14 protein-coding genes are annotated in these 13,552 nt (G+C 69.4%); 11 read left to right on the top strand and 3 right to left on the bottom strand.

Going from position 1 to position 13,552, the window contains the following annotated elements:
- Window positions 1–25: 25 nt before the first annotated feature.
- The 4 genes from ureG to NMK34_RS21690 are packed head-to-tail and all read left to right on the top strand — an operon-like array spanning window position 26 to window position 4,277.
- Window positions 26–655 (top strand): urease accessory protein UreG, encoded by a 630-nt coding sequence (ureG, locus tag NMK34_RS21705; protein ID WP_260034115.1) that lies wholly within the window; start codon window positions 26–28, stop codon window positions 653–655.
- Window positions 652–1,569 (top strand): urease accessory protein UreD, encoded by a 918-nt coding sequence (locus NMK34_RS21700; protein ID WP_318334962.1) that lies wholly within the window; start codon window positions 652–654, stop codon window positions 1,567–1,569. The genes ureG and NMK34_RS21700 overlap by 4 nt, the downstream gene beginning before the upstream one ends.
- 19 nt (window positions 1,570–1,588) lie before the next feature.
- Entirely contained in the window at window positions 1,589–2,659 is a 1,071-nt protein-coding gene (yut, locus tag NMK34_RS21695) for an urea transporter (RefSeq protein ID WP_318334961.1), read from the top strand.
- Complete coding sequence (locus NMK34_RS21690) at window positions 2,637–4,277, top strand: ammonium transporter (RefSeq protein WP_318334960.1); 1,641 nt, start codon at window positions 2,637–2,639, stop codon at window positions 4,275–4,277. The genes yut and NMK34_RS21690 overlap by 23 nt, the downstream gene beginning before the upstream one ends.
- Before the next feature lie 1,516 nt (window positions 4,278–5,793).
- Here NMK34_RS21690 and NMK34_RS21685 read toward each other — a convergent pair.
- Entirely contained in the window at window positions 5,794–6,339 is a 546-nt protein-coding gene (locus tag NMK34_RS21685; protein WP_318334959.1) for an isochorismatase family cysteine hydrolase, read from the bottom strand.
- Window positions 6,336–7,499 carry a helix-turn-helix transcriptional regulator gene (locus NMK34_RS21680; protein WP_318334958.1) on the bottom strand — a complete coding sequence of 388 codons (1,164 nt, stop codon included), beginning with the start codon at window positions 7,497–7,499 and terminating at the stop codon, window positions 6,336–6,338. The genes NMK34_RS21685 and NMK34_RS21680 overlap by 4 nt, the downstream gene beginning before the upstream one ends.
- A 228-nt stretch (window positions 7,500–7,727) precedes the next feature.
- Between NMK34_RS21680 and NMK34_RS21675 the strand changes: the two genes are divergently transcribed.
- The 6 genes from NMK34_RS21675 to NMK34_RS21650 all read left to right on the top strand — a co-directional run bounded on the left by NMK34_RS21675 (window position 7,728) and on the right by NMK34_RS21650 (window position 11,162).
- Entirely contained in the window at window positions 7,728–7,982 is a 255-nt protein-coding gene (locus NMK34_RS21675) for a hypothetical protein (RefSeq protein WP_260034121.1), read from the top strand.
- Complete coding sequence (locus tag NMK34_RS21670; protein WP_318334957.1) at window positions 7,973–8,335, top strand: hypothetical protein; 363 nt, start codon at window positions 7,973–7,975, stop codon at window positions 8,333–8,335. The genes NMK34_RS21675 and NMK34_RS21670 overlap by 10 nt, the downstream gene beginning before the upstream one ends.
- Window positions 8,332–9,405 carry an FAD-binding oxidoreductase gene (locus NMK34_RS21665; RefSeq protein WP_318334956.1) on the top strand — a complete coding sequence of 358 codons (1,074 nt, stop codon included), beginning with the start codon at window positions 8,332–8,334 and terminating at the stop codon, window positions 9,403–9,405. The genes NMK34_RS21670 and NMK34_RS21665 overlap by 4 nt, the downstream gene beginning before the upstream one ends.
- Window positions 9,405–9,731 (top strand): DivIVA domain-containing protein, encoded by a 327-nt coding sequence (locus NMK34_RS21660; RefSeq protein WP_318334955.1) that lies wholly within the window; start codon window positions 9,405–9,407, stop codon window positions 9,729–9,731. The genes NMK34_RS21665 and NMK34_RS21660 overlap by 1 nt, the downstream gene beginning before the upstream one ends.
- A gap of 35 nt (window positions 9,732–9,766) precedes the next feature.
- The gene (locus NMK34_RS21655) at window positions 9,767–10,117 is read left to right on the top strand and encodes a DUF2203 domain-containing protein (protein WP_018785307.1); all 351 of its coding nucleotides are present in this window, start codon (window positions 9,767–9,769) and stop codon (window positions 10,115–10,117) included.
- 241 nt (window positions 10,118–10,358) lie between these two features.
- Complete coding sequence (locus tag NMK34_RS21650; protein ID WP_318334954.1) at window positions 10,359–11,162, top strand: SGNH/GDSL hydrolase family protein; 804 nt, start codon at window positions 10,359–10,361, stop codon at window positions 11,160–11,162.
- Window positions 11,163–11,235: 73 nt separating this feature from the next.
- Here NMK34_RS21650 and NMK34_RS21645 read toward each other — a convergent pair whose 3' ends face one another.
- Window positions 11,236–11,724: a glutathione peroxidase gene (locus NMK34_RS21645; protein ID WP_318334953.1), complete on the bottom strand. Its 489-nt coding sequence runs from the start codon at window positions 11,722–11,724 to the stop codon at window positions 11,236–11,238.
- A gap of 143 nt (window positions 11,725–11,867) precedes the next feature.
- On the opposite strand from NMK34_RS21645, the gene NMK34_RS21640 reads away from it, so the two are divergent.
- Entirely contained in the window at window positions 11,868–13,517 is a 1,650-nt protein-coding gene (locus NMK34_RS21640; protein ID WP_318334952.1) for a glycosyl hydrolase family 18 protein, read from the top strand.
- Window positions 13,518–13,552 lie beyond the last annotated feature (35 nt).

The following is a 13,552-nucleotide window of genomic DNA, read 5'->3' as shown; positions in this document are numbered from 1 at the left end:
CTCATCACCTGAAGGGCTTTCGGAAATGAAATCAGCGAGTCGGATCGGCGTCGGCGGCCCGGTGGGCAGCGGCAAGACGGCCATCATCGAGGCCGTCGTGCCCCGCCTGGTCGAGCAGGGCCTGCGCATCCTGGTCATCACCAACGACGTGGTCACCACCGAGGACGCCAAACACGTCCGCCGCGCCCTGACCGGCGTGCTGGTGGAGGAACGCATCGTCGGCGTGGAGACCGGCGCCTGCCCGCACACCGCCGTACGCGAGGACCCGAGCATGAACCTCGCCGCGGTCGAGGACATGGAGGCGCGGTTCCCGGACAGCGACGTCGTGCTCATCGAGAGCGGCGGCGACAACCTCACGCTCACCTTCAGCCCCGCGCTCGTCGACTACTTCATCTACGTGATCGACGTGGCGGCCGGCGACAAGATCCCGCGCAAGAACGGCCCCGGTATCTCCAAGTCCGACATCCTCGTGATCAACAAGACCGACCTGGCCCCGTACGTCGACGCCGACCTGGACGTGATGGCCCGCGACGCCGAGATGATGCGCGGCGGCAAGCCGTTCGTGTTCACCAACTGCAAGACCGGCGAGGGCATCGACGACCTGGTGGACCTGGTCCGCCGCAACGCGCTGTTCGACGCCGAAGTCCTCGCATGACCACTCTGGACTCCGTCCGGGAACTCGCGCCGTACCAGGACCAGCCGGCGCAGCTGCCGGCCGCCGCGAACGGCAAGGTGGGCATCCTCCGGCTGGGGTTCGAGCGGCGCGAGGACCGGACCATCATGCGCGACGTCTTCCGGCAGTCTCCGCTGCTGGTGCAGCGCGCGCTGTACTGGGACGAGGAGATGCCGGGCCTGCCCTGCGTCATGATCCTCACCACCTCCGGCGGCGTGCTCCAGGGCGACCGGCTGCGCATCGACGTCGACCTGGGGCCGGGTGCGCAGGCGCACCTGGTCACCCAGGCCGCCACCAAGATCCAGGAGATGGACGCCAACTACGGCACCCAGACCCAGAGCTTCACCCTGGCCGAGGACGCCTACCTGGAGTTCCTGCCCGAACCGGTGATCCCGTTCCGGCGCAGCCGGTTCGTCTCCGACACCGTGGTCCGGCTGCCGGAGAGCGCCACGATGCTGTACGCCGAGGTGCTCCAGCCCGGCCGCAAGTACTACCGTGACGGCGAGATCTTCGCGTACGACCTGTTCTCCACCACGCTGCGGGCGCAGCGGCCCGACGGACGCCCGCTGTTCGTCGAGAAGTTCGTCATCACGCCCGGCCGGTTCCCGGTGTCGCGGATCGGGATGATGGACCGCTTCCACGTCTTCGGCAACGCCGTGCTGCTCACCGACCCGGACCGGGCGGCCCGGGTCTTCGAACGGACCGCGACGCCGGTGTGGGACGAGCAGACACCGCTGGCCACCGCCGTCAGCCGGCTGCCGAACGACGCCGGTCTGGTGTTCAAGGTGCTCGGGCAGGAGACCGAACCGGTCCGCGCCGCGGTACGCGCGTTCTGCACTGCCGCCCGCGAAGAGGTGACCGGCTGCACCTTCCCGCCGGTCTTCAGCTGGCGTTGAGGCGAGGGAGAACAGCGACATGGCCGACATCGGACGAGGCTGGCACCACCTGGCCGACCGGAACCCGGCGGCCGGGTTCGTCGACGCCAGCCTGCGCGGCGCCGCGCAGGTGGTGCTCCAGAACAATCCGCTCAGCGGCCTGCTCATCCTGATCGCGCTGGCCTGGGGCGCGTTCGAGAACGGGACGCCCCGGGTGTTCGGCGGCGGCGTGCTCGGCCTGGTCGTGGGCACCGCGACCGCGCTGGCGCTGCGTGTCGACATGTCCAGCTGGCGCAAGGGCCTGTTCGGCTTCAGCCCGCTGCTGACCGGCCTCGCGGTGCCCACGTTCCTCGACCAGCGTCCGCTGATGTGGCTCTACCTCGTGCTCGGCGCGATCGGCACGGTGGTGGTCACGCTCGCCCTCAACGCCGTCTTCAAACGCTGGAACCTGACCGCCTACACGTTCCCGTTCGTGCTCACGACCTGGTTCCTGCTGATGGCGGCGTACCAGTTCGACAGGTTCACCGTCCTCACCAAGCTGACGCCGAAGTTCCCCGGTGAGGGATCGCTGACCGGCGGCACGTTCGACTGGGGCCTCATCCCGGTCTTCTTCAAGGGCGTGTCCCAGATCTACCTGATCGAGAGCTGGGTCACCGGCCTGCTCATCCTCGTCGCCCTGCTGATCAACTCCCGGTGGGCGGCGCTGTTCGCGGTGATCGGCGCCGTCGGCGCGACATTGCTGGCGCTCTGGTTCGGCGCCGACGGCGCGTCCCTGGACAAGGGCCTGTTCGCCTTCAACGCGGTGCTGACCGCGATCGTGGTGGGCGCCGTGGCGCACCGCCCCGGCGCGCTGGTCACCGTCTACACGCTGTTCGGCATCGCGCTGACGCTGTTCGTGCAGATGGCGCTGACCACCATGCTCACCCCGCTCGGCATCCCGGTGCTGACCGGGCCGTTCAACATCGCCACCTGGCTGTTGCTGCTGCCGGACCGGCACTTCGCGCCGGTGCCCAACCACGAACGGGTCAAGGACACCGTGATGCACACCGTCCGCGACTCCGTCCACCTGCGAGAGAAGGAGGGAAACCGTGTCCGCTCCGAACGCGGGTGACACCGCCTGGGTGCTCGTCTGCGCCGGCCTCGTCCTGTTCATGACGCCGGGGCTCGCCGCGTTCTACGGCGGCATGGTCCGCACCCGCAACGTCCTGGCGATGCTGCAACAGAACATGATCGCGCTGGGCGTGGTCAGCCTGACCTGGGTGCTCGTCGGCTACACGATCGCCTTCGGCGACGACGCCGGCAGCGGACTCTTCGGCAACCTGGAACTGTTCGGGCTCACCGACCTGAAGGTGCCGCCCGCGCCGAACCTGCACGTCATCGACGGCCGGATCACCATCCCGACGCTGGCGTTCGTGCTGTTCCAGATGATGTTCGCGGTGATCACACCGGCGCTCGTCACCGGTGCCACCGCCGGCCGGCTGCGCTTCGGCGGCTGGGTGCTGTTCCTCGCGGTCTGGTCGATAGTGGTCTACGCGCCGATCGCGCACTGGCTCTGGCACCCCGGCGGATGGCTCGCCAAGTTCGGCACCCAGGACTGGGCCGGCGGGCTCGTCGTGCACGCCAGCGCCGGCGCCGCCGTCCTCGCCGTCCTGCTCGTCGTCGGCCGGCGCCGGGACTGGCCGCACACCGCCGCACCGCCGAACTCGATCCCGCTGACCATCGTCGGCGCCGGCATCCTCTGGTTCGGCTGGTTCGGCTTCAACGGCGGCGACGGCCTCCAGGCCAACGGCCTGGCCGCCCAGGCCGTCCTCAACACGCACCTGGCCGCCGCCGCGGCGATGCTCGTCTGGCTGGCGCTGGAACGCGTCACCGACGGACACAGCACCGTCGTGGGCGCTGTTTCCGGCGCGGTCGCGGGCCTCGCGACTGTCACCCCGACCGCCGGGTACGTCAACGCGGCGTCGGCCGTCGCGATCGGCGCGCTGGCCGGCCTGGTCTGCCACTTCGCGCTGAAACTGAAGTACCTGCTGCGCCTCGACGACGCGCTCGACGTGCTCGCCGTGCACTTCGTCGGCGGCATGCTCGGCACGCTCCTGCTCGGCCTGTTCGGCAACCGCGGGGTCAACCCGCTCGGCGCCGACGGGCTGTTCCTCGGCGGCGGAGGCGGCCTCCTGTGGCGCCAGCTCGTCGGCGTGGTGAGCGTCGTGGCGTTCTCCTTCGTCCTCACCTGGCTGATCGCCGCCGGGGTGCAGGCGCTCATCGGCCTGCGTGTGCCGCCGGCCGACCAGGAACGCCTGGACCAGGCGCAGCAGGGCGCCGACGCGTACCACCTGGGCGGCGTCACCAGCCTGACCGCGCCGGGCGCGCCCCGGCGCCGTACCGCCGCGGCGCCGGCCGGCGAACCGTCCGTGCCGCCCGGCCAGCGGGTACGGGTGGTCACCGCGCTGCTGGAGCCGGATCCGGCGGCGAACAGCGCCGACCTGCGCGACGCGCTGCTGCGCGCGGGCGCGATCTCGGTCATCGTCAGCGACGCCGCAGTGGCGACCACGACGCCACAGGCGAGCCTGCTGCCGCGTGGCTACTGGCAGGACCAGCCGCTGTCGGCCCGGCTGCGCGTCACCGTGCTGGTGGGCGCGGACGGGGTGGGGGCGGTGCTGGACGAGCTGGACCGGATGGGGGCGCGGCGGAGCGACACGTTCGTGCAGGAGGCGGAACGCGTCCAGTCCTGACAGGCGGAGGCTACCGCCTGATCGGATCGCGCAACTCATCCCTTCGGTCAGCGTGCGGGTTTCGGCCGTAGGGATTGACGCCACTGTGGACACAAGGTGATTGAATCAGTCTGCGACGGCGGGGCGCCGAGGCCCGTAGGTGGGTCTCCGATGCCTGATCTATCCCCGAGGACTGTCAGGAGCCTGCAACGATTTTCTCCTACACCGCAGCCAGGGTTCGAACGGCACGTCTTGTGCTTGCCTGACAGAAGAGGCGGCCCGATCCGGGCGAAACGGCTCTACGCTTTTCGTCTTATCCCGCACTGCCTTGTGGAAGTGGCAGGGCGCCGACGGGCCTGCGCTGTGTTAGCCGACGGGGTCTGCGCCGATCGCACGTTGAACGGCAGCTTTACTGGGTTTACGAGAGGTTGCAATGCCGCCAATGAGGCGAAGGCGAAATTCGGTCTCATCGAATAAGTCGGATTCATCCGACCGCCACGTTGCTAAGATCGCACTGATTGGTACGGTGTCGGCAGCTGCGATTACCGCTGTCTCTGCCGTCGTTGCATCTATCCTCCCTCATATCCTAACTAGCACCCAGCCGCAGGCCCCATTATCCGGGATGTCGGTATCTGCGCCACCCACTGCAACTCCTGGAACTTCGCCACCGCTTACCGTTGCCGTTCAGCAGTCTGACGAGTACTGCCGGGAAGGGTGGGTCTTGCCCGACGCTCCTCGTCCGATTCCTCAGGCAAATGACGGCTGGATAGACTGGCCAGCCTGGGCGCGGCAGCAGGGAGCGGTGCGCGTAAACAGGCATGAAGTACTCCTTACTGTCCAAGGAGTCTCGGACGCCAGGGTTGTCGTAGATGGCATTCGAGTAGTGGTGGTGGGTGCTCGCAGGGCACCCCTTGTCGGCACGCTTGTGGACATACAGTGCGGCGAGCCCTTCGAGTACAGATATCTGGAGGCCAACCTCGACAAAAATCCGCCGTCCATGGCTTCGAAAACTACAGGCTCGATAGGTGGCGAACGTAACGCCCGTTTGGATCCCGCGAAGTTCCCCTATCAGGTCGCGATTGATGAGGCCGAGAGTTTCGTTGTCTCGTCCGTGATCTCTAAGTACGACGTCGAATGGCGCATCGAGGTGGATTGGTCTTCTCAGGGGCAGTCCGGCACGATCGAGGTTTACGACAATGGGCAGCCCTTTCGCACGACCAGTTCGTCCAGAGTGAGTGCCACCTGTACTTGGTGGGATAGCGGCCTACTTGTGAAGGAATCATCTAGTAATTGTCAAGCATGAGGAATGTGGTTGGGAAGTCGCGGCGACCCGCGAGCGACATTGCTCTGGTGGAGTGATGGGCAGAGACTGGCTCTCGCGGGCCAGAGTGTGACCGGCTTCGCCCTCCTGCCGGTGGATGATCGGGGTAGCGTCGGCGGGTGACTCCACGTGGCCAGCTGCGTGCTCCCCCAGCATTTTGAGTGCGTCACCGGCCAGCGCAACGGTTATGCCGCCTGTCGTCGTGGCATCGCAGGATCACCAGAAGCCGAAGATCTCGCCGATCGCATCTGCCTCGATGAGCTGGCCAGAACCGACGAAGCGCCGTGCCACAAGAATGCCCGCCTCGTGTGCGGCCGGACCGCCGTGGCTGGCCGACGCATCGGTGACCACCCATGGCGTCAGGTCGCGCTCGAATGCGTCCACCGCTGACTTGAGGACGCAACTCTCGGTGGCCACTCCGCAGAACACGAGATCGGTCCAGCCTTCCCGAGCAGTCAGGTCCGCACCCTCGTTCGTGAAATACGAGTAAGTGGGCTTGTCGAGCACGTGTGCCCGAGCGGCATGTCGGCTCAGTTCAGGCACGATCTCTGTCTCGGGCGAGTGCTGCATTCGCGTCCAGTGGATCAGCCTTTCGAACGGGCTACCCGGATAGTTGTAGTAGCGCGTGAAGACGACTGGTTTGCCCGTTGCCTCCCACTGCTCGACCAGGTCCACAACCCTGGGGATGACATGCCGGCTTCGGTCGTTGATGAAGCCGTTCTGCATGTCGATGACGATCAGGGCCGCCCGCTTGCCGCTCATACCCCGACTCTTCCAGCCGTCGTTTCTGCTTCGCGAAGCGCCGCCTGGGCCTGCGTCAGGTGCTCGGGTAGGCCGCTGGTCGTCACGGCTGCCTGACGCATCATGCAGTGCTGCGCAGTCTCCTGCACTCGTGCGGTGGTGAGTCGCGAGCGGGCAGCTCTCAGGAACCGCCAACCGAACCCGTGAGGCACCACCGGGTCTCGCCCGTTCTCCACCACGCGCTGGACCTGCCGGCAGTAGGCCCAGAGCATCTGCACGTCGATCTCAAGCGACACCAGCTCGTCGGCGGTAAGGGCTCGCTCCGGTGAGATTGCGTGATAGGCGAGTCCGGACCAGGTCGCGAAGCCGACGGATACCCCGGCGATTCCGAACGGCACAGCAGTGGGCTGGTCGAACCCCTTGGTCAACAAGGTCCGCTCGACGTGTTCGGGAACAAGTTGTGGCCGGGGTGCTGCATGTCGGTTCACCAGCACTGACGGGAGACTCAACAAGCGGACGGCGTTGTTCAGTTCCGCGGGGCGGCACCCCATTTCCTGGGGAAGGTACATCGACATCACGTACTCCGGGGCCACTTCTCGTCGGTCAAACTGATCCGAGAGCAGCCGTTTGAGCTGCCGGGTCGCCCACGGTAGGTCGTCACCGTAGCTCGCGTACCGCCAGGCGGCGACTTCCGCCAGCCTCCTGAAGGTGAGTTCCTGCTGGAGGTGCAGCACCACCACGCCGCAGGCGAAGACGTGCGCTGTGCACTGCCCGTCTGGATGCGGCACATCGGTCGTCCATACGTGCAGCCACTCGTGCGGGCGGGGCTTCACCCGCGGCAAAGTGGCCAACTCCCGTACCGCAGCCCCACCGACGTGCGCCGGGATGAACTTGTGGGACTGCATGCGATAGCCGGAAGTCACCGAAGCAGCAGAGCCGGGAGACTCGTTGCCCGTCGCCTGGCAGAACCTGGCTACCGCCTCATCGCTGGCTCTGACCAGAGCGGTGTCGAGAGCGGCCTGCATCTCCGGTCGAGGTTGCACCGCATCCCGGCCGGCCTCCCACTTCGAGACGGTGCGCTCGCTGACACCGAGGTGCTCGGCGAAGTCGCGGATGCTCATTCGCAGCGCGTGCCGCAGCATCCGGGTCTCCCGCCCGGTCCACTTCTGCACGGTCGTCATCGGCTCGCCTCCGAGTGCGTCGAGACCGGCCGCCAGCAGCTTAGCGGCTCGACTTCAGAGCTGGTACAGCGCAAGTGCAGAGCGTAGTCGTACCCCGTAGGCCGCAAGCTGGCGAGGGTGGACGCATGGCCCGGGGCGGGTGCTGGGCTCCGGTGGGGCGTCACCCGAGCGCGCCCGCCGTCCCCGCCCGCCCCGGTGCCGCTCCGACTCTCGACGGAAGGGCTTCTCATGGCGGCGGTGCTGGACGACTTCCCGGTGCTCACCCCGGTCAGCGACGAGGACGTGGCGCTGGCCGTACGCGCGGTGGCGGTGCATGTGCCGGAGCGGTGGCCGGCGGGTCCACTGTGCCGCAGTGAGCGGGTGCCGCATCCGTGTCGGCTGGCCCGCTGGGGCCGCAGCACGCTACGGGCGGCCGGGCTCACCGAGGAGCGCGTGGACGAGCTGGTCGCCGCCGGCGACCCGGGCGCCTGGCCGTGGGCGTGACCGGGCTCGGGGCGTACCCGATGGAGAGCTGGCCCGGCTCGACGGCGGTGCGCGAGGCGGTGGCCCGGTGGCTGCGGCTGGTGGCGGCGGACGCCGAGCTGGCGCCGTACCTCGTCGGGGTTGATCGGGCCCGGCTCGCCGGACACCTGGCGCTCACTCTCACGGTGGCGCTCGGCGGACCGGCGGGCGACATCGCCCGGCCGGCGGCCGGGGCGTGGCGGGGCCTGGGCCTGACCGAGGCGCAGCACCGCCGGATGGTCGACTACCTGGCCGGGGTGCTCTGGGCGCTCGACGTGCCGGCAGGCTCGGTGACAGCGGCCCGGCGGGCCTTCTCGGCCGAGGTCGGCTCGTGACCGCCGCCCTGGCCGCGTCGTGGTCCGCCACCATGCGGTACGCCCGCGAGGCAGCCGACCACTTCTGGTGCGCGGTCGAGGACCACTGCCCCGGGACGCTGCCGGAGCGGGAGGCAGCGGTGTTCCTCACCGCGTTCGGACGGCTGGTCAGCGGTGGCGACGACCCGGCCGGGCGGGCGGCGCTGTTGGCTGTGCTCGGCCGCGCCTGCCGCCGCTACCGGCTGGTGCCGCACCTACTCACCGTCGAGGCCGCGCTCGTCGCCACGGTGTCCCGGCAGGTGAGGTGGACACCGGAGCTGGCGGCGGCCTGGACTGGGGCCGCCCGGCGGGCCACGGCGGCGGTGAGCCGTGCGGTCGAGCGGGCCGACGACGGCCCGCCCTGGTGGCCGGCGCAGGTCGTCGACCACGACCGGGCGGCCGACGGTATCGCCGTGGTGACCGTGCGCCCCTGGCGCCGTCTGGCGTTTCGGCCCGGTCAGGCGCTGCCCGTCTGCACCGAGCGCCGGCCCGGCCGGTGGCGTTGGTACTCGCCGGCCAACGCTCCGCGTGCCGACGGCACCGTCGAACTCCACGTCCGTGCCGTCGCCGCCGTCTCCCGCACGCTCGTGCACCGGGTACGCCCCGGTGATCGGATCTGGCTCGGCCCGCCCCGGTCGACCGGCCTGACCCTCGATCCGGCGTCGAATGCGGACCTGCTGCTCGTCGCCGGGGGCACCGGGCTGGCGCCGCTGCGCGCCCTGGTCGAGCAGGTCGCCGCCGCGCCGGCCGGTCGCCGGGTCACAGTGGTCGTCGGCGCCCGTACCTTCGCCGACCTCTACGACCCGATCAGCCTGGACAAGCTCCAGAGCGGCTACGACTGGCTGACCGTCGTACCCGCGTTCTCGCACGATCCCGTGGCGGAGGCGGGAGAGCAGGGCGACGCACTCACCGTCGCGCTGGACCACTGGCGGCCCGGTCAGGAGGTCTACCTGTGCGGGCCGCCGTTGATGGTGGCCGGGTCGCGGCTGCGGCTGCTCGCCGGTGGGGTGCCGGCCGAGCGGATCCACCTGCCGGACGGGTTCGGCGTCTGATGGGCGTCTACCGCAGCCGCCACGCGCTGGCCGGCCCGCTCACCGCGGACCGGCTCAGCGCCGTCGAACTGCCCCGCACGTCGCTGGGCCGGCGCGGCTACCGGACCGACGACGTCGATGCGCTGTTGCATCGGCTCGTCTACGAACTGGGGGAGCGGACCCGGCTGCTCGACGACGCCCGGGGCGAGAACGACCGCATCAAGCGGGCCCTGCGTGCCTGGCAGGCCGAGGTGCGGGAGGCTGCCGGCGTCGTCTGGTCTCCCGCGGCCATTCCGGACCCACCGTCTCGTCCCGGCCTTGACGGTCGACCTGCGGGTGAGCGGTGACCCGGACGACACCGGTCGTGCCGCATACTGGCCCGGTGTTCACTCTCGCCCAGGCGCGACACCTGGTGGCCACGCTGCGGCCGCGTGTCGACGAGCTGATCCGGTTGCGGGCCGACCTGGCCGAGCTGCGGGTCGACCTGGCCGACCACGGCGTCAGCGCGCTCGGCGGGCTCGCCGAGGTGAAGGCCTTGGAGGCGCGGCTGCACGTGGTGGTGGACGAGTTCCACCAGCACGACATCGCGGTCAAGGGCATCGCCCCGGTGCTGCTCGACTTCCCCGGTGAGCGTGACGGCCGGGCGGTGCTGTGGTGCTGGCTGGAGGGGGACACCGACATCCGGTGGTACCACCGGGTCGAGTGCGGTTTCGCCGGCCGCCGTCCGGTCTGACCTCGCGCTGTGGCTGACGCGCGCCGGCATTAGCGGGTCGTCGGCGTCTTCGATGCCAGCACCGACCCGGCGATGCGCCTGACGTTCCCGGAACAATCCTTCATCCCGCTCCGCGAACCCGGCAACGATTTGTCGGCGTAAGTCGCTATGCGCGCCCGGCCGCAAATCGGTGATCTTCCATGCACCGTGATCTTATTGATATCTATCTCTCACCACCACTTCACGCCCCCAGGAGTGCGACGTGCGGAGATCCCGTCTTGCCACCCTCGCCCTGACCCTGGCCGCCTCGGTCGGGGTCACTCTGTCTCTGGCCGCCCCCGCCCAGGCGGCCCCGTCCGACCGCTACGTCGCGCTCGGCGACTCGTACGCCTCCGGCGTCGGCGCCGACAGCTACACCTCCGAGAGCGGCAACTGTCTACGCAGCACGAACGCCTACCCGGCGCTCTACAACACCAACATCAAGCCCGCGTCGTACCGTTCGGTCGCCTGCTCCGGCGCCACCACGGCGGACGTCATCAACAGCCAGCTCTCCGCGCTCTCCTCGACCACCACGCTGGTCAGCGTCACGGTGGGCGGCAACGACGTCGGCTTCGCCAACATCATGAGCACCTGCGTGCTCCAGGGGGAGACCCAGTGCGTGGCGGCCGTGCAGTCCGCCATGAACGTGGCCCGGACCTCGATGCCGGGCCGCCTCGCCAACGTCTACAACGGCATCAAGAGCCGCTCGCCCTCCGCCCGCGTCGTGGTGGTCGGCTACCCGGTCTTCTACCAGCTCGGCACCACCTGCATCGGGCTCAGCGCGACGTCCCGGGCGAAGATCAACGAGGGCATCAACCTGCTCGACGACATCACCCGTACGGCCGCCGTCTCGGCCGGCTTCACCTTCGCCGACGTCCGCTCCATCTTCGTCGGCCACCAGCTGTGCAGCTACGGGACCAAGTGGCTGCACGCGCTGAACGTGCTGAGCCTGAGCAAGTCGTACCACCCGACGGCCGCGGGGCAGTCCGGCGGCTACTACCCGGTCTTCCGGGCCGCCGCCGGCTGACCCGGTCCACGGCAGCGGCACGCCTCCCGTGGGGGCGTGCCGCGTCGCCGTGCCCGGCGGCGGGTGTGCCTCTTCAGGCCGGCAGGACCTTCTCGATCGCCGCGCGCAGCTCGGGGGCCTCGGGCGTGACCTGCGGACCGAACCGGGCGGCCACCGTGCCGTCCGGCGCGACGAGGAACTTCTCGAAGTTCCAGCGCACGTCGCCGGTGTGCCCCTCGGCGTCCGGCGTGGACACCAGCTCCGCGTAGAGCGGGTGCCGGTCCGGCCCGTTGACGTCGACCTTCTCCGTCAGTGGGAACGTCACGCCGTAGTTGACCTGGCAGAACTCCTCGATCTCGGCGGCGCTGCCCGGCTCCTGGCCGGCGAACTGGTTGCACGGCACGCCGAGCACGGTCAGCCCGCGTCCGGCGTACGTGTCGGCGAGTTCCTGAAGGCCCGCGTACTGCGGGGTGAGGCCGCAGCGGGAGGCCACATTGACCACGAGCAGGGCGCGGCCGCGGTAGCTGCCGAGGTCGGCCGGGCCGCCGGTGAGGGCGTCGATCTGGACGTCGAAAACGGTCATGGGACGAGGTTACGGGCCTTCGCGCCCACCGTCCCGCGCCACCTGTGAAATCGATGCATCGACATCTTGACTAAGTGGTGACGGCGTGAGTAGCGTCTCAGCAATCAATTTGGAAAGTTTCCTAACTATTGGAGGGACGCCGTATGAAGAGATCGCTCCGCCGGGCCCTGTGGGCCACCGGCGCCGTGGTCGCGCTCGCGGTCGCCGCGGTGCCCATGACCACCGCGTCGGCTGCCGGCAGCGTCACCGCCACGTTCGCCAAGGTGCAGGACTGGGGGACCGGCCACGAGGGACGGGTGACAGTCACCAACGGCACCAGCTCCACCGTCAACGGCTGGCGCATCGAGTTCACGCTGCCCTCCGGCACCTCGATCAGCAGCTCCTGGGACGCCGACATCACCCGCAGCGGTGACCGCTACGTGGCGGTCAACAAGAGCTGGGCGTCGACGCTCGCCCCCGGCGCCAGCTTCAGCTGGGGCTACAACGGCACCGGCGCGTACAAGGCGCCGGTGAGCTGCACGATCAACGGCGGCTCCTGCACCGGCGGCGGGACGCCGACGACCACCGCGCCGACCACCGCGCCGCCGACCACCGCGCCGCCGACCACCGCGCCGCCCACCACGGCACCGCCGACGACCGCCCCGCCGACCACGCAGCCGCCCACCACGCCGCCGCCCGGCGGCAAGAAGATCGTCGGCTACTTCGCCGAGTGGGGCGTCTATGCCCGCAACTACCACGTCAAGAACATCCACACGAGCGGCTCGGCCGCCAAGCTGACCCACATCCTGTACGCCTTCGGCAACACCACCGGCGGCCGCTGCAGCATCGGGGACAGCTACGCCGACTACGAGAAGGCGTACACCGCGGCGGACAGCGTCGACGGCGTCGCCGACACCTGGGACCAGCCGCTGCGCGGCAGCTTCAACCAGCTGCGCAAGCTGAAGAAGATGTACCCGAACCTGAAGGTGCTCTGGTCCTTCGGCGGCTGGACCTGGTCCGGCGGCTTCACCCAGGCCGCGCAGAACCCGGCCGCGTTCGCCGACTCCTGCTACTCGCTGGTCAAGGATCCCCGCTGGGCGGACGTCTTCGACGGCATCGACATCGACTGGGAGTACCCGAACGCCTGCGGCCTCCAGTGCGACAGCAGCGGCCCGAACGCGTTCAAGAACGTGGTCTCGGCGCTGCGGAGCAAGTTCGGCTCCAGCTTCCTGGTCACCGCGGCGATCACCGCCGACGGCAGCAACGGCGGCAAGATCGACGCCACCGACTACGCCGGCGCCGCGAACAACCTCAACTGGCTGATGCCGATGACGTACGACTACTTCGGCGCCTTCAACGCCCAGGGGCCGACCGCGCCGCACTCGCCGCTCTACTCCTACGCCGGCATCCCGCAGCAGGGCTTCTGGTCGGACGCGGCGATCCAGAAGCTCAAGTCCAAGGGCGTGCCGTCCAGCAAGCTGCTGCTCGGCGTCGGGTTCTACGGACGCGGCTGGACCGGCGTGACCCAGGCCGCACCCGGCGGCAGCGCCACCGGCGCGGCACCGGGCACCTACGAGGCCGGCATCGAGGACTACAAGGTGCTCAAGAACAGCTGCCCGGCCACCGGCACCGTCGGCGGCACGGCGTACGCCAAGTGCGGCAGCAACTGGTGGAGCTACGACACCCCGTCGACCATCGGCGGGAAGATGAGCTACGCCAACAGCCAGGGCCTCGGTGGCGCGTTCTTCTGGGAGCTCTCCGGTGACACCAGCAACGGTGAGCTGATCGGCGCCATCAAGGGCGGTCTCGGCTGAGCCGAGGGCCGACGCACCACCCACCCGGCGGGGAG

Origin of the sequence: Micromonospora sp. BRA006-A (assembly GCF_033433935.1) — a bacterium.
GTDB lineage: Bacteria > Actinomycetota > Actinomycetes > Mycobacteriales > Micromonosporaceae > Micromonospora > Micromonospora aurantiaca.
Note: the sequence above shows the minus strand (reverse complement) of the source record. Positions and strands in the feature narration are given on the sequence as shown.